13 protein-coding genes and 1 riboswitch are annotated in these 17,091 nt (G+C 37.3%); of the genes, 8 read left to right on the top strand and 5 right to left on the bottom strand.

Going from position 1 to position 17,091, the window contains the following annotated elements:
- Positions 1 to 14 precede the first annotated feature (14 nt).
- Positions 15 to 1,373 (top strand): arsenic transporter, encoded by a 1,359-nt coding sequence (locus tag BG05_RS05945; RefSeq protein ID WP_003192424.1) that lies wholly within the window; start codon positions 15 to 17, stop codon positions 1,371 to 1,373.
- A 98-nt stretch (positions 1,374 to 1,471) separates the two neighbouring features.
- On the opposite strand, the gene thiC is transcribed toward BG05_RS05945, so the two are convergent.
- Together thiC and BG05_RS05935 are read right to left on the bottom strand one after the other, a co-directional pair.
- Positions 1,472 to 3,232 (bottom strand): phosphomethylpyrimidine synthase ThiC, encoded by a 1,761-nt coding sequence (thiC, locus tag BG05_RS05940; RefSeq protein ID WP_002016178.1) that lies wholly within the window; start codon positions 3,230 to 3,232, stop codon positions 1,472 to 1,474.
- 112 nt (positions 3,233 to 3,344) lie between these two features.
- A riboswitch (TPP riboswitch) is annotated at positions 3,345 to 3,460 on the bottom strand.
- Between the two features lie 71 nt (positions 3,461 to 3,531).
- Complete coding sequence (locus BG05_RS05935) at positions 3,532 to 5,217, bottom strand: lactate permease LctP family transporter (protein WP_003192428.1); 1,686 nt, start codon at positions 5,215 to 5,217, stop codon at positions 3,532 to 3,534.
- A 287-nt stretch (positions 5,218 to 5,504) separates the two neighbouring features.
- Between BG05_RS05935 and BG05_RS05930 the strand changes: the two genes are divergently transcribed.
- Positions 5,505 to 5,822 carry a magnetosome magnetite crystal formation protein family gene (locus BG05_RS05930; RefSeq protein ID WP_002089643.1) on the top strand — a complete coding sequence of 106 codons (318 nt, stop codon included), beginning with the start codon at positions 5,505 to 5,507 and terminating at the stop codon, positions 5,820 to 5,822.
- 176 nt (positions 5,823 to 5,998) lie between these two features.
- On the opposite strand, the gene BG05_RS05925 is transcribed toward BG05_RS05930, so the two are convergent.
- A complete protein-coding gene (locus tag BG05_RS05925) occupies positions 5,999 to 6,490 on the bottom strand; it encodes a metal-binding protein (protein WP_002089644.1) in 492 nt (163 codons plus the stop codon).
- A gap of 50 nt (positions 6,491 to 6,540) precedes the next feature.
- Positions 6,541 to 6,906 carry a YkvA family protein gene (locus tag BG05_RS05920; protein WP_002089647.1) on the bottom strand — a complete coding sequence of 122 codons (366 nt, stop codon included), beginning with the start codon at positions 6,904 to 6,906 and terminating at the stop codon, positions 6,541 to 6,543.
- Between the two features lie 550 nt (positions 6,907 to 7,456).
- On the opposite strand from BG05_RS05920, the gene BG05_RS05915 reads away from it, so the two are divergent.
- The 6 genes from BG05_RS05915 to BG05_RS05890 all read left to right on the top strand — a co-directional run bounded on the left by BG05_RS05915 (position 7,457) and on the right by BG05_RS05890 (position 16,537).
- On the top strand, positions 7,457 to 9,385 hold the full coding sequence (locus BG05_RS05915) for an LTA synthase family protein (protein ID WP_002089649.1): 1,929 nt from the start codon (positions 7,457 to 7,459) through the stop codon (positions 9,383 to 9,385).
- A gap of 463 nt (positions 9,386 to 9,848) precedes the next feature.
- Positions 9,849 to 10,733 (top strand): D-amino-acid transaminase, encoded by an 885-nt coding sequence (locus BG05_RS05910; RefSeq protein WP_003192435.1) that lies wholly within the window; start codon positions 9,849 to 9,851, stop codon positions 10,731 to 10,733.
- Positions 10,734 to 10,943: 210 nt separating this feature from the next.
- Complete coding sequence (locus tag BG05_RS05905) at positions 10,944 to 12,644, top strand: C40 family peptidase (RefSeq protein WP_002184644.1); 1,701 nt, start codon at positions 10,944 to 10,946, stop codon at positions 12,642 to 12,644.
- A gap of 365 nt (positions 12,645 to 13,009) precedes the next feature.
- Positions 13,010 to 14,221 (top strand): NupC/NupG family nucleoside CNT transporter, encoded by a 1,212-nt coding sequence (locus BG05_RS05900; RefSeq protein ID WP_002184643.1) that lies wholly within the window; start codon positions 13,010 to 13,012, stop codon positions 14,219 to 14,221.
- 262 nt (positions 14,222 to 14,483) lie between these two features.
- Positions 14,484 to 15,239 carry a nucleotidyl cyclase domain-containing protein gene (locus tag BG05_RS05895; RefSeq protein ID WP_002184642.1) on the top strand — a complete coding sequence of 252 codons (756 nt, stop codon included), beginning with the start codon at positions 14,484 to 14,486 and terminating at the stop codon, positions 15,237 to 15,239.
- Positions 15,236 to 16,537, top strand: coding sequence for a glycosyltransferase family 2 protein (locus BG05_RS05890; protein WP_000988776.1), 1,302 nt, complete (start codon positions 15,236 to 15,238; stop codon positions 16,535 to 16,537). The genes BG05_RS05895 and BG05_RS05890 overlap by 4 nt, the downstream gene beginning before the upstream one ends.
- Positions 16,538 to 16,756: 219 nt before the next feature.
- Here BG05_RS05890 and BG05_RS31825 read toward each other — a convergent pair whose 3' ends face one another.
- Positions 16,757 to 16,891 (bottom strand): hypothetical protein, encoded by a 135-nt coding sequence (locus BG05_RS31825; protein ID WP_000833065.1) that lies wholly within the window; start codon positions 16,889 to 16,891, stop codon positions 16,757 to 16,759.
- Positions 16,892 to 17,091 lie beyond the last annotated feature (200 nt).

The raw sequence follows: 17,091 nt of genomic DNA, 5'->3' as shown, positions 1-17,091 counted from the left end.
AAGGTAGGTTAAATATGAGCATTGAAATATGGATTACTATTATTGTATTCTTCTTAACGATGATTGTTATCTTTTGGCGACCTCGTGGTTTAAATGAGGCGTGGCCAGCAGCAATTGGCGCTGGCATTATCCTCATTACTGGACTTGTATCAAAACCAGACGTCATGGACATTATAAGTAAAATCGGCGGTGCCTCTATAACGATATTAGCGACCATCGTTATGGCGGTTATATTAGAAAGCTTCGGCTTCTTCCACTGGTCCGCAGCGAAACTCGCAAATTTAGCGAAAGGTTCCGGACGACGCCTATACTGGTACATTCAATTACTATGTTTTCTTATGACTCTTTTATTTAATAATGACGGTAGTATTTTAATTACAACACCGATTTTAATTTTACTTCTGAAAAACCTTCAATTAAAACCTCATCAACAAATCCCTTATTTATTAAGCGGTGCTTTAATCGCCACTGCATCTAGTGCACCAATTGGTGTAAGTAATATTGTAAACTTAATTGCCTTAAATATCGTCCACATGACTCTTTATATGCATACTGCTATGATGTTTGTACCTGCAACACTAGGACTACTGTTTATGTCATGGCTCATGTATACAGTTTTAAAGAAAAAACTTCCAGAAAGATTACCTGTTTCTTCATATGATATTGAAGAAATTTTCTTCACGAAAAACTTCCATCCGTTAAAAGGACAAAATTCTGTTAATACGAAACAAAAACGTACGAAATTCATGTTAAAAGTATTAGGCTTCGTCTTCCTTATGCGCTGTCTTCTATTCGTTGCATCCTTCTTATCGATTCCAATCGAAATTGTTGCCGTACTCGGTTCACTCGTTCTTCTCATCTGGAGATGGTACTACTTACGAACAAACCCAGTCGATATTTTGAAAAAGACACCGTGGCACATTCTAATTTTCGCCTTCTCTATGTACGTAATTATTTACGGGCTTCACAACGCAGGATTAACAGCGGCGCTTGTCCATTGGCTCGAACCAGTTGTAAGTCAGCATCTACTCTATGCCAGCTTTGCAATGGGCGGACTCGTTTCCCTCCTCTCTAACGTCTTCAATAACCACCCTGCACTTATGATTGGTACAATCACATTAACAGAAATGGGACTAGATCCAGTCACATTAAAAACAATCTACCTCGCAAATATCATCGGTAGTGACATCGGTTCACTATTATTACCAATCGGTACACTAGCTTCCCTCATTTGGATGTATATCTTAAGACAAAACAAAATTAAAGTGAAATGGAAAGATTATTTAAGCGTATCTCTCATCGTAATCCCACTCACAACAGTCGTCACATTATTCCTCTTATACTACTGGGTACAATTATTCTTCGCCTTATAGACGACAGAAGCCCCCTTTGCTACCGTCTTAGCAAAGGGGGCTTCTTCTATATTTAAGTTAGGTACAGTGTGATCAATCAAGTAAAGAGGTGTGACGTGTTATTGATATAAGTGACTACCAGTTTCTTTGAATTCTACCGCTTTCTCTTTCATTCCTTTTTCAATTGCTTCTGTCGTTTCTAAGTCATTTTCTTTCGCATATTCACGAATATCATGTGAAATTCTCATACTACAAAACTTTGGGCCACACATTGAACAGAAATGCGCCGTTTTCGCCCCTTCTGCTGGCAACGTTTCATCATGGTACTCCATCGCGCGTTCAGGATCTAAAGATAAATTAAATTGGTCGCGCCAACGGAATTCAAATCGTGCTTTTGAAAGTGCATCATCACGCTGATGAGCCGTTTTATGCCCTTTCGCAAGATCGGCTGCATGCGCAGCGATTTTGTACGTAATAACCCCTTCGCGAACATCATCTTTGTTCGGTAAACCTAAATGTTCTTTCGGTGTTACATAACAAAGCATCGCCGTTCCAAACCAGCCGATCATCGCAGCTCCAATCGCTGAAGTAATATGATCATAACCTGGTGCAATATCTGTCGTTAACGGCCCAAGTGTATAGAACGGCGCACCCTGACAAATATCAAGTTCTTTCTCCATATTTTCTTTAATTAAATGCATCGGTACATGCCCAGGTCCTTCAATCATAACTTGCACATCATGTTTCCAAGCGATTTTTGTTAATTCACCAAGTGTTTCAAGCTCAGAAAACTGCGCTTCGTCATTTGCATCTGCAATAGAACCTGGACGTAATCCATCTCCAAGAGAGAACGAAACATCGTACTGCTTCATAATTTCACAAATTTCTTCAAAGTGAGTATATAGGAAGTTTTCTTTATGATGGAATAAACACCACTGCGCCATAATCGAACCACCGCGCGAAACAATACCGGTCATACGCTTTGCAGTAATGGGAATGTAACGAAGTAATACACCAGCGTGAATCGTGAAGTAATCAACGCCTTGCTCCGCCTGCTCAATTAACGTATCACGATACACTTCCCACGTTAAATCCTCTGCAATTCCGTTTACCTTTTCAAGCGCTTGATAAATTGGCACAGTTCCAACTGGTACCGGAGCATTACGAATAATCCACTCACGTGTTGTATGAATGTTTTTTCCTGTAGATAAATCCATAATCGTATCTGCACCCCAGCGAGTCGCCCACGTCATCTTCTCTACTTCTTCTGCAATAGAAGACGATACAGCAGAGTTTCCGATATTTGCATTTACCTTTACGTGAAAATTACGTCCAATTATCATCGGTTCCGCTTCAGGGTGGTTAATGTTCGCCGGCAAAATCGCACGACCTTCTGCAATCTCCTTACGAACAAATTCAGGCTCTACCCCTTCACGAATCGCAACATATTCCATCTCAGACGTAATAATGCCATTACGCGCATAATGCATCTGCGAAACATTTGCACCTTGCTTCGCTCTAAGCGGCTTACGATCCATTTGCGGGAAAACAGGTGTATGTTTTGAAGCCACTTTCACACCGTCATCCTCAGGTTTAATTTCGCGTCCTTCATAAGCTTCCACATCACCACGCCCCAAGGTCCAAGAGTGGCGCGGCGTTGGAATCCCTTTTTCCAGCTCCACTTTATACTCTGGATCTGTATAAGGTCCACTCGTATCATACACACGGATTGGCGGATTTTGAACACCGTTCGTATCGCTTTGTTCAATCTCGCGCATTGGTACTTTCATACCTTCACGTGTTCCATCCACATACACTTTCTTACTTCCTGGTAAACTCGATTTCAATTCAATTTGCTCAGCTGAAACAGACTGTTTCATAACCTTTGTTGCCCCCCTGTTCGTGACAAGGACGAGATATGGCCAGCGCATGCCAAAATAAAAAGAGCCAGGTCCATAAAAGAATAAGGACCTGGCTCATAAAGACATAATTATGTAAAGCCGTTAACTTCCCTACGCTGGTACGAGCCAGATCAGGTCCAAAGGGTTAAGAAGTTCACACGCTTCTCTCTCAGCCTACGCATACGTTAGGCACCCCTAGTTTATCACTGATTTAATTTTCAATACTTTCCCATCATACACTATAATCTGAAAAATGCAAAGTTTATTTCTTTTGTTGTTTACGGAATCATCCAAGTTAAATAATAAGCCTGTACATACGTCATAATCCCAACAATAGTAACGAAGAATAAACTATGCTTCAATGAAAAGCGGAACAAATCTGACTCTTTCCCAGCAAGTCCAACTGCCGCACAAGCAATCGCAATTGATTGCGGAGAAATCATTTTACCTGTTACACCGCCCGTTGTATTTGCTGCAACGAGAAGTACTTCAGATACACCGACTTGCTGCGCTGTAATTGCTTGTAAATTCGAGAACAGTGCGTTCGCTGACGTATCTGATCCTGTTAAGAATACGCCAATCCATCCTAAGAATGGTGAGAAGAACGGGAATAGTCCGCCAGTTCCTGCAAGTGCTAACGCTAATGTAGAAGATAGACCAGAATAGTTTGCGATAAATGCGAATCCTAATACGAATCCAATAGATAGAATTGGCATTTTTAGTTCGTTTAACGTTTCTTTAAATGTTGCTACTGCATCTTTTGCACTCATTTTTAAAATAAAGATAGAAATGATACAAGCAATTAAAATTGCTGTTCCAGTCGCTGATAAAATATCTAATTTCAAGATTGCTTCATAAGGTGTTGGTTTATTTACAATAGGCTCTGCTTTCATTACTAAATTGTGCAAGCTTGGAACTTCAAATTTAAATACGAGACTTTCTAAAGCGCCGCCCGGAGCGAATAATGCTTTAAAGAAACTTTGGCTCCAAATGACTACCATCACAGTTAAAATAATGAACGGAGACCACGCTTTTACTACTTTTCCTACCGTTAGTTTCGGCATAGATGTCGTTGTCGTTGTCGTTGTCGTTGTCGTTGTCGTCGCCGCGGCTACTTCACTATTCGCTTGCTTAGTTTGATAAATTTCTTTCGGCTGCCAAACTTTTAAGAATAGCGATAAACTTACTAAACTTACAAGCGCTGACGTAATATCAGGAAGTTCTGGCCCTAAAAACGTCGCTGTAATGAACTGTGTAATTGCAAATGAACTACCCGCTACAAATAAAGCAGGCCACGTTTGTTTTACTCCTTTAAAGCCATCCATTAAAAATACAATAAAGAACGGAACAAATAAAGATAAGAACGGTAATTGATGCCCAGCCATTTGTCCAATTTTATGCGGATCAATGCCTGTTACTTGTCCAGCAACTGTAATCGGAATCCCCATTGCTCCGAACGCTACTGGTGCAGTATTTGCGATTAAACAAAGACCTGCTGCATATAAAGGATTTAGCCCAAGGCCTGCCAGAAGCGCTGCCGTAATCGCTACTGGTGCACCAAATCCTGCTGCCCCTTCCAAAAATGCTCCAAATGAAAATCCGATTAAAATAACGAGTAAACGATGGTCATTCGTAATGGATAATACAGATGTACGAATGACATCAAATTGACCTGTTTTCACAGAAATTTTATATAAAAATACTGACATAATGATAATCCACGCAATTGGCCATAATCCGTATAAGAAACCGTATCCGGTCGCTGCCATTGCCATTGTGAATGGCATTTTATACGCAAATAACGCCACCAAAATCGTTAATACAACTGTAATAAATCCTGCCACATACCCCTTCATGCGGAAAACTGCTAAAGCTAAGAAAAAAAAGATGATTGGAATAAGTGCGACTGCTGCCGAAATCCAAATGTTACCGAACGGATCGTAAACTTGTGTCCATGTGTTCATTGTTCTCTCCCCCTAAAGAATCCCCTTTTAAATAAGATATAACCTTATCAATAGACTACCAGGTCATCATACCTTTAAGTCTAAAAAATATAAAACGTTTAAGAAAACGTTTTCAATAATTTTATCACAACAATTTTCATTTAAAAAGATTTTTTTGAAAATTTTATCATTTAAAAAGGAAATCTTACAAAAGCGTCACGTTCTTGTAATGTTAATCGATAGGAAGCTCGCCAAATCTACTGCATACTAAAGGTATAACAACGAACATTACTTATGAGGTGATATATATGAACGGAAACAAAATATTAGCAGCTTTATCATACTTTAGTGTATTATTTGCGCCTATCTTATTCCCTATTATCGTGTGGATTGTGGGCGATTCTGAAACGAAACCACATGCAAAGCGTGCTCTATGGACACACATTATTCCAAGTATCGCAACATTTATTGGATTAGTTATTTTAGGAATTATGGGCATCGGATCTGATCAACCAGACGTAACACTTGGAATTGGAGCAATCATCGTCTTATGCATTTGCGGAATCATTAGCTTATACTACTTCATTTGGAATATCGTGAAAGGTATTAAGATACTGAAAGCTTAGTTTTAAACAAACGTTTGATTAAAAAGAAACTGTCCAAAAATTAATGTCGCATGATCGTAAATGAAATTTTATCGGCGATTCGACAAGGAATATCGACTTAACTACAAAATACGACAAGAATAACCTACCTATTAATAAGAAAAAACCGTCCCAAAATACCTTTTGGGACGGTTTTTTTATCTTCTGCGTTTCTTCTTTTTTCTCATCATTTTCTTTCGGCGCGTATTCGCTTTATCCGCTATAATGTGGAGCGTACTCGCCACAACAATCCCCATTACAAACGTTACAATTTCAACCTCGTGTTCCTTCGCAATTTCTATTAAATTTCCACCGAATGCGATTATATTTAATAGGAATAAAAACGGAGAAAACACGATTAACATGTATGCAATACGAATAATATCACCAATTATAATCGTATGTGTGAAGAAGGAACGATGGGGCATTACGCTCCTATATGGATACCAAAAAATGCGGAGGAATCCCCATTTATTATACGCATTACTGTACGTATCTAAATCCGGTGTTAAAAATGAAGTACCTACTAAAAAGCCAATTGCAAAAGTTAATAAAAAATCAAAACTTGTTAATCCATACGAAAAGAGCATAAACAAAACAACCGGAAGGGATATTAAGTTTATTTTCGTATGCGTTCTTCCTGATGGCATAATGCACTTCCTCGCTTACGTTCGCCCTGTCATCCTATGACAGTTCTCACCTATTGATCTAATTTTTGATCGATAAATGATGTGTCTATATCCGAACCAAACCATTCTGCCAACTTCACTCGCGACTTATCTTTCACATCTTCATTTACGTATATCGATGCTTGTAATAGTGCGGCCATTAACGCACCTAAATCATCCGTATAACCGACTCCAGCAATGAAATCTGGAATGGCATCAATCGGTGCAATGAAATAAGCAAGTGCTCCGATTACAATAATTTTCACTCGTTTTGGAACATCCGGCCTTTGCAAAACGTAAAACAACAATAAACTCGCATAGATTACCGACTGCCCTGCCTGCTTCGCAACATGTTTTATTTTCTTCCAAAACGCTTCAACTGAAAATTTTTGTTTCATTCAAAAGCCTCCCTATTTTCAAAAGAAATAAGCTACAATATGTTATGTTATCAGTAAAAGTTCATCAAAATTACACATAATCTATCAATGAAATTTCATTGTAACAAACAAAACCAAAAAGAACAAGTGTTCGTTAATTTTTTCATATTTTCCTTCATATAATAGTTTTCTAGACAACCACTTAAAGATTTCTATTCCATATTTCTCAACCAAAAAACTTTCAATTCCGCTTAACATTCTTTTCTATTTTTGTTATATTTTCTAGTTGACGGGCATATAAACGAATGTTAAAGTTTTCTCTGGTAGTGACAAATCACATACAAAAAATGTAAAATGTTATAGTGTTTCTCAGAAATGAATTTTGTTGTATAATACAGAAATGACGTTATGCTTATGAGCAGCACAAGAAACCAAAAAGGGTATGCATAGTTAAAGTCGTATATGGGTGAATATAGAAACTCTAATTATGGCCAAGAAAACTATGTATTTTTTATTTTAGCATTTTTCGCTCCAAAATCGACCAAGCCTGATAGAGAAAGGGTGGAAATGAATGAAAGAAACCATGAAATCACAATTTCAAAATGTGCGTTTCACTTTATTCGTAGCTTTGGCCGTATGGCTAAAATCCTACATCATTACACGCACTAGCTTCGATTTAAAACTTGAATCTTTCATGCAAGAATTCATTTTATTCATTAGTCCATTAGCAGCATCATTACTGTTTGTGGGTCTTGCATTATTTGCAAAAGGGAAAAAACGTAACTATATAGCACTAGGAATTAACTTTATCTTAACGTTCATTCTTGTTGGTAACGTAATGTTCTACGGATTCTACAATGACTTCGTTACTTTACCAGTACTAGGACAAACGTCTAATTTCGGAAGTTTAGGTTCTAGTGTGAAAGAATTATTTAACTTCAAAATCATCCTTGCATTTGCGGATATTATCGTATTCTTCGTTCTATTGAAGAAGAAGAAAGATTTTGCACCGACAGAGCGTGTAGCACGTCCGATGCGTTCCCTATACTTCGTGTCAACAGTTGCTATTTTCTGCGTAAACCTAGGATTTGCAGAAGCTGAGCGTCCAGAACTATTAACACGTTCATTCGACCGCGTTATGCTTGTTAAAAACTTAGGATTATATGTACACCAAGCATACGATCTTGGCCTACAAGCAAAATCAAGTTCACAAAAAGCGTTTGCTGATAGTAGTAAATTACAAGAAGCAGAAAACTATGTGAAAACAACACAAAGTAAACCAGATCCAAATATGTATGGTACTGCAAAAGGGAAAAACGTAATTGTTGTCTCTCTTGAATCATTACAAACATTCTTAATTGGTGCGCAAGTTAATGGACAAGAAGTTACACCATTCCTAAACCAATTTGCGAAAGAAAGTTATTACTTCGATAACTTCTTCCATCAAACTGGGCAAGGTAAAACATCTGATGCTGAATTCTTAGTAGATACTTCGTTATATCCACTAGACCGTGGTGCTGTATTCTTCACACACGGTAACAACGAATATACAGCAACTCCAGAAATTTTGCGTGAGCAAGGGTATCACACATCAGTATTCCATGCAAACAACGCAACATTCTGGAACCGTAATATTATGTATCCGGCACTTGGTTATGATCGTTACTACAACGAACTTGACTACAAGATTACGCCAGAAACAAAATTAAACTGGGGACTAAAGGATATCGAATACTTCGATCAGTCTATCGATATGTTAAAACAAGTGAAGCAGCCGTTCTATACTCGCTTCCTTACTTTAACAAACCATTACCCATTCACTTATGATGACAGTACGAAATTAATCGACGAGTACAATTCTGGTGATGGAGTATTTGACCGCTATATGGTAACAGCTCGCTACTTAGACGAAGCAATGAAGCACTTTATTGAGCGTCTAAAAGCTGAAGGTATTTACGACAACTCTGTTATCGTATTCTACGGTGACCATTATGGTATTTCTGAGAATCATAACCGTGCAATGGCACAGTTCTTAGGAAAAGAAGAAATCACTACATTTGACCATATGAACTTACAAAAAACACCGATGTTTATTCACGTTCCAGGTCAAAAAGAGGGTAAAACAATTTCAAAACCAACTGGTGAAATTGACATTAAACCAACAATTCTAAACCTACTTGGTGTAGATTCTTCGAATCAAATCCAATTCGGTCATGATGTATTCTCACCAGACAATAAAGGATTCGTTGTTCTTCGTGACGGTAGCTTCATTACAGATAAGTACATGTACACAAACAGTACATTCTACGATCGTAACACAGGTGAAGTTGTACAATTACCGAAAGAAGAAGCTCAACCACTTATTGATCGTGCACAAAATGAATTGCACATGTCTGACAAAATCATTGAAGGCGACTTACTTCGCTTCTCTGAAAGCAATAAGATCAAAACTGGTGAAGTAAAAACGGTTATTAAAGAAGAAAAGAAGAGCGCTGAGTAACCTCAGCCTCTTTTTTATTTTCCTCTCTACACATTCTTCTATACATTAACTTTAAAATTACATAACCTTCACCTAATATTTACACCACATTAACGAAACATCTTTATAATAAAATATGTAAACAAGGTTCTACATATTTCTTATCTCTCATCTTCAATCAGATCCCTTAAAGAAATATGTTCATCATTTGTTTTCAACTTTCTTATAATTGTCTTACTAAAACTTTTAATAAGACGATGTCCCTACGAAAGATAGCTACCCTCCTTGTGCAGCATTCAATACGAATGTTGCTTTTTTTATTTCAAAAAGCAGGATTCTTATTTCTCATTTTCGAATTTGTATATACAAAATGCTATAAATCACCACTACTTCTCTATAATTTTCAAATACATATACGTCATATGAAGAGAATTGCTCACATAAAAATAACTAGAGTGCGTTTTATTCATGTACTAACGAAAGGATGGGACGAAAATTGGCATACGAAAAATTTGTACTATGGAATGATGCAGTTATTGATACAACGAAACATAGCGCGTACATAGAACTTGAAGAAAGAGGCTTGCAGTTTGGAGATGGTGTCTATGAGGTTATTCGCCTATATAAAGGGAACTTTCACTTATTAGATCCGCATATCACAAGGTTATATCGCTCCATGGAAGAAATAGAATTATCACTTCCTTTCTCAAAAGCAGAGCTTATTATCCTACTTTACAAACTAATTGAAAGTAATAATTTCCACGAAGATGGTACTATTTATTTGCAAGTATCTCGTGGTGTACAAGCTCGTACCCATGCATTCTCATATGACGTCCCTCTGACAATCTATGCCTATATTACAAAGAAGGAAAGACCAGCTTTATGGATTGAATATGGTGTACGTGCTATATCAGAACCAGATACGCGCTGGCTACGCTGTGATATCAAATCTTTAAATTTATTACCCAATGTATTAGCTGCTACGAAAGCTGAACGCAAAGGTTGTAAAGAAGCTCTTTTCGTACGAAACGGTACTGTAACTGAGGGGAGCTGTTCTAATTTCTTTCTCATAAAAAATGGAACTCTTTACACACATCCAGCCAATCACCTTATTTTAAATGGCATTATTCGTCAATATGTCCTTTCCTTAGCGAAAACCCTTCGTATTCCTGTACAAGAAGAACTGTTCAGCATTCGCGATGTTTATCAAGCAGATGAATGCTTCTTTACGGGAACGACTATTGAAATTTTACCAATGACCCACCTTGATGGAACTGCAATTCAAGATGGTCAAGTTGGCCCTATCACAAAAATGCTACAAAAATCCTTTTTTCAAAGCTTGTTACAATCCAACATGTCATCTTCTTAAACACGAATAATTTCTATTCTCTCTACATCCAACATATGTATTTAAATAAAAATCAAGGTGTAGATTTATACCTTGATTTTTTCTTGTAATCTTTTTGTCATATTCAGATTCCCGCATAAGTCTTGACAGTAATCGACATGCTCTTTAGAATTTTTAACAGTTGGTAAATATTTCTTCACTACATTACAGACAGAAAGGAATCGACAAATTATGAAAAAATACCTTGCCGGTCTTGCGGCAGTGTCTGTAGCAGGAGGAGCAGCACCTACACTTGATAGCGTTCAAGCTGCCCCTGAACAAAACACACAAAAAGCTGCTACACAAACTGTCCAAGCTTCCGCATCAAACAGTTCATCTTATACGGTAAATGCTAGCGTGCTACATGTTCGCGCAGGATCTAGCACTTCTCACGACATTATCTCTCGCGTTTATAACGGTCAATCATTAAACGTAATTGGAGAAGAAAATGGTTGGTTCAAAATTAACCATAATGGGAAAACAGGTTATGTGAGTGGTGAATTTGTATCAAAAAATGGGGAAAAAACAAATAACAATGTAAGCACAGGTGGAAACAATACAGTTACTGCTGATGTATTACGTGTACGTACCGCTCCTAACACTTCTAGTTCTGTTTCAGGACGTGTATATGAAGGACAAACATTAAACGTAATTGGTCAAGAAAATGGTTGGGTGAAAATCAACTATAATGGAAAAGTTGGCTATGTAAGTGGCGAATTCGTATCTGGTGTTTCTTCTAATGCAGGTTCTTCAAACAACAATACGAATAATACTGTAAAACCAGCAAGCGGAAACTATACAGTAAACGTATCTTCCCTTCGCGTTCGTACAGGTCCTAGCACTTCTCATACAACTATAGGTTCTGTGAAAAAAGGACAAGTAGTACAAGTTGTAGGCGAAGTTCAAGATTGGTTCAAAATCAATTATGCAGGACAAACAGCTTACTTAAGCAAAGACTACGTAACAAAAGGCGGTTCTAACGAAAACACCACGCAAGGTAACAACCAGGAACAAAACAATAATGTAACTGTTCAAACTGGTGGCACTTACGTCGTTAACGCAACATCACTACGTGTTCGTACGGGCCCTGCTACTTACCATAGCGTAATTGGTGGCGTATTAAATGGTACGAAATTAAACGTAATTGGATCTGAAGGTAGCTGGTTTAAAGTTAATTATCAGGGAAAAACAGGCTACGTTAGCAGCGAATTCGTAAAATTCGTTAAAGGTGGCACTACTACTCCTGAACAACCTGAGCAACCTAACCAAGGTGCAATTGGCGATTACTACATTAATGCTTCTGCACTAAATGTACGTAGCGGCGAAGGTACAAATTATAGAATCATAGGCGCACTTCCACAAGGACAGAAGGTTCAAGTAATCTCTGAAAACTCTGGATGGAGCAAAATTAACTACAATGGTCAAACTGGTTACATCGGAACACGTTTCCTATCTAAAACACCAGTTGGGGGCGCAGTAGATAATAAGCCTAATGAAAATCAAAACAATAACAATACAAGCAATAATAGCGGTGACAGTTCTTCTATACTTGCATACGCGAAATCTATGCAAGGCGTGCCATACGTTTGGGGCGGTTCTTCTGCTAATGGTGTCGACTGCAGTGGTTACATCTACCACGTATTTAAGAAATTTGGCCATAACATTAGCCGCCAAAGTGTTGCAGGATATTGGAGTAGCTTACCAAAAACTTCAAGTCCACAGCCAGGCGACTTAATTTATTTCCAAAATACTTATAAAGCTGGTCCTTCTCACATGGGTATTTACCTTGGAGGTGGATCGTTTATCCAGGCTGGAGATAAAGGTGTAGCAATCGCTTCATTAAGCAACTCTTATTGGAAAAGCCATTTCTTAGGGTATACGAAAGCACCTTAAGTGATGGTTTCAGAGGCTTCTAGTTTACTAGAAGCCTCTTTTTTTAAGGTTTCAATATATGAATCCCTCTTATTCTCTTTCTCACGAAAAAATTATGCGTTCATTCTCCTATTTCGTACACCATATTCTATAAAAATTGTCCAAAACGTTATCACAATGAATATATTTCAACAAAAAACATAACCTATTTCATGTCGATTCATTTTATATGTGTTTTTTCAAAGAATTTTCTTTTTATTTAAACTTTTCGTTAGACGTTTGACCTCCGATGTCCATTATGATAAGTTACTTAAGATGTTATATTCGCAAAAGTATAGACAACTGGTTTATACACTTTTTTACTATGAGGAAGGAGCATACACTGCATGAATGTTTTATGGGGAATTGGCGGCGTGATTGGAGTATTAGCAATCGCTTTCTTATTATCTTCCAACCGCAAAGCTATTAATTGGCGCACAATTTTAATCGCGCTAGCATTACAAATGTCATTTTCATTTATCGTATTACGATGGGATGCCGGAAAAGCAGGTTTAAAATACGCTGCAGATGGCGTTCAAGGATTAATTAATTTTTCTTACGAGGGAATTAAGTTCGTTGCTGGGGATTTAGTCAACGCAAAAGGACCTTGGGGATTTGTATTCTTTATTCAAGCACTACTTCCAATCGTATTTATTAGTTCATTAGTAGCAATCTTATATCATTTCGGTATTATGCAGAAATTTGTTAGCGTCGTTGGTGGTGCATTAAGTAAACTTCTTGGAACTTCTAAAGCAGAAAGCTTAAACTCAGTAACGACTGTATTTTTAGGACAAACTGAAGCTCCAATCTTAATTAAACCTTACTTAGCACGCTTAACAAATAGTGAATTCTTCACTATTATGGTAAGCGGTATGACAGCTGTTGCCGGATCAGTTCTTGTCGGCTATGCAGCAATGGGTATTCCGTTAGAGCACTTATTAGCAGCAGCAATTATGGCAGCTCCATCAAGTTTATTAATTGCGAAACTAATTATGCCAGAAACAGAAAAAGTAGATAACAACGTTGAACTTTCTACAGAACGTGAAGACGCAAACGTTATCGATGCAGCTGCACGTGGTGCATCTGAAGGTATGCAACTTGTTATTAACGTAGCAGCAATGTTAATGGCTTTCATCGCATTAATCGCTTTATTAAATGGTCTATTAGGATTAGTTGGGTCTTTATTCCATATTAAACTTAGCCTTGATTTAATCTTCGGTTACTTATTATCACCATTTGCAATCTTAATCGGGGTTTCACCGGGTGAAGCTATACAAGCAGCAAGCTTTATCGGTCAAAAACTTGCAATCAACGAATTCGTTGCATACGCAAACTTAGGACCTCACATGGCAGAGTTCTCTGCAAAAACAAATCTGATTTTAACATTCGCAATCTGTGGTTTTGCAAACTTCTCTTCTATCGCAATTCAATTAGGTGTAACAGGAACATTAGCTCCTACTCGCCGTAAACAAATTGCACAATTAGGGATTAAAGCAGTTATCGCTGGTACACTAGCGAACTTCTTAAATGCAGCAGTTGCAGGTATGATGTTCCTATAAATTAATGTACAGTCTCCTCTTTTAAAGAGGAGACTTTTTTGTATACTATAAATATAATTTTCATATATACTAAACACCACATGTCTAGATATCTAGATGATATGTTACGATAATTAGTATGTCTGTTTATTTTTTCTTGCACAAGAGGGATACTATTTGATGTCGCACGCTTTAAAAAAAATTCCAGCTACACGGTCCATTTATTAATAATTGTGCATACTACAAATATCCTGCATGAATTATCTTTAAGGAGGAAAGTTTCGTGAAAGATAAATCCTATAAAGTCCTTTCTATGTGGATTTTACAAATTTTATTTTATTTTACTACTGTACATGTGACGAAATATGAGCACGCGCTCATTTTTACAATTATATATGTCATCATAAATGTACTATTCCTATTTTTAGCTGATAAAACAGCATTTATTTTCTTTATACTGGGAGCCATCATTTCAGTATTCTATTTATTTTATGAAGCGTGGCTTCACTTATGGAGTACATCAGAACAATGGGAATATATCATTACCCACTTCCTAATGGCAGCTAACTTCTTCATTGTTTATATTTCAACCCACCTATTAAAAAAGGTCATCCTTAAAAATAAAGAGTTAACTGAACGAGTGAGAGTGTTGGAGCAATACATCGGAGAATCAAAACTATTAACAAGGCAAGAATTCGAAAGACGACAAGCATTATTAAGGACTGCGATGGATCGTCGTAATGAAACAGGCATGATTATTTTCTTTGATTTCACTTCCTTTAGTAAATATACGAAGGAAAGTGTCATGGATCGTGTAGCTTCATTATTAGTTGATACAGTAAGAACTGACTTTGACCTTGCTGCTGAATATGAAAGCAATACATTGGTCATTTTATTACAAAACACAAATGAAGCTGGTGCTGATATTGTAATGAACCGTCTACATCCAAAAATGGAGCAATGGCTTGCCGCTGAAGCAATTCAAGATATTAAAATAAAACGAGAACAAATCAACACAAAAGGACAGACATTATTATGATGACACTCGTTATACTCCTTTTATTCCTTCTGTTCTGCGTACTCGTATTTTGGATTAGCATCACATTTTCAATCAAATATGTACTTATTTTTACTGCCTTTCTATTCTCAGGCCTACTCGTTTACTACTCTCTCTTAACACTCGCGGGCTTAATTCATCGAAATAGTAAACGAAAAGATCGTACGCTAGAACATTATCCAAGTGTAGATATTTTAATACCTGCCCATAATGAGGGTGTCGTTATTAAAGATACATTAGAAGCGATGGCAAAGATTGAATACCCGGGCAAATTAAACGTTTATTTATTAAACGATAACTCTCAAGATGAAACGCCTGAAATTGGCGATGATTTCGACAAAGCTTATGCTCATATTCATCACATTCGTGTACCACCTGGCGAACCGAAAGGAAAATCGCGTGTATTAAACTACGGTCTTAGCATTTCAGATGGTGAATACTTCTGTGTTTACGATGCAGATAATCAACCTGAACCACATGCACTGCGAATGCTCGTAGAACATGCTGAAACCATCCAGGATGCCGTTGGAGCAGTTGGACACGTTCGTACAGTAAATGAAAAGAGAAATTGGCTTACACGAATGATTTCATTAGAATTTCAGATTTTCCAGCTCCTTATGCAATCTGGACGCTGGCTATTATTCCAAACAGGCTCACTGACCGGAACAAACATGCTTCTTCGTCGTTCCGCATTAGAAGAACTTGGCGGCTATGATCCTTATGCAATTGCAGAGGATGCCGAATTAACATTGAGAATTACCCAAAAAGGATATCTCTTACCAATCGTCCCGGAATCGATTACATGGGAACAAGAACCTGAACATTTAAAAATTCTTATTAAACAGCGTACACGTTGGCTTCAAGGAAACTTATATATTTTAGAAAAAATGTTTTCTTCGCTAAGCTTCTTTAAAGGAAAGCTACTCGTCCATTCCTTACAGCAAGTTTTAGTATATGTCGTATTTTGGCTATTCTTAATCATTTCAAACGTTTGGTTTGTAATTGGACTGCTCGGGATATTCCAAATTCAATACAGCATTCCATTACTATTTATGTGGTATGTCGCATATATTACATATGTTTCTCAATTATTTAGTGCCCAGAGCGTCGAACGAACCTTTACACCAACCAACATTTTCATAAGCGTCATTATGTACTTTACGTACGCACAGCTCTTTACGTATTTGTTTATTCGCAGTCTCATTCTTTACTTACGTGCAAAGAGCAAGAAACAAGTAATTGGCTGGGATAAAACAGTACGATTTAAAAAGGAAAAATAAAGTGAAACTTTAATCAGTGGGGTTATTCATTTCCCACTGATTATTAGCCCTCATCAATCGGGCTTTTACGGAATAAAAAATAAGCACAGAGCGCCGTAAGCTCTGTGCTTATTTTTTACCGTAATACTATATATCAGACAATACCCCTTAGCTGAAAGTAATTTCACGTCCATCCCCCAACGAACGATCGACCTTCATTTATATACGAAAAAGTGATTGCTATTTTTGTAGAACCAGTTGCTTTTCTTGCTGCTCTTTGCGCGTTTCAGTCTTAGGTTCCGTGCTTTCTTGGACATTGCGATGTGCCACACGTTTCAAACAAATATGCTTCCACTTTCTTTCGTAACGTTTCATTATTCTAGATGTCCCCCTTGAATGCGATTTAAAAATATTTGAAATCGCTTACAGGAAATAATATAGCACATATACATAAAAGTGACAACACATTCCCGACATATTTTTGTCAAAAATATGAATATAACGTGTAAAATATCAGATATTGTCGAACTATATCGATTTTTCTTTTTAAATTACCGATATCTATAGTATTCCGT

It is taken from the genome of Bacillus mycoides (assembly GCF_000832605.1).
Classification (GTDB): Bacteria; Bacillota; Bacilli; order Bacillales; family Bacillaceae_G; genus Bacillus_A; species Bacillus_A mycoides.
This window is presented reverse-complemented; position numbering and strand designations above follow the sequence as displayed.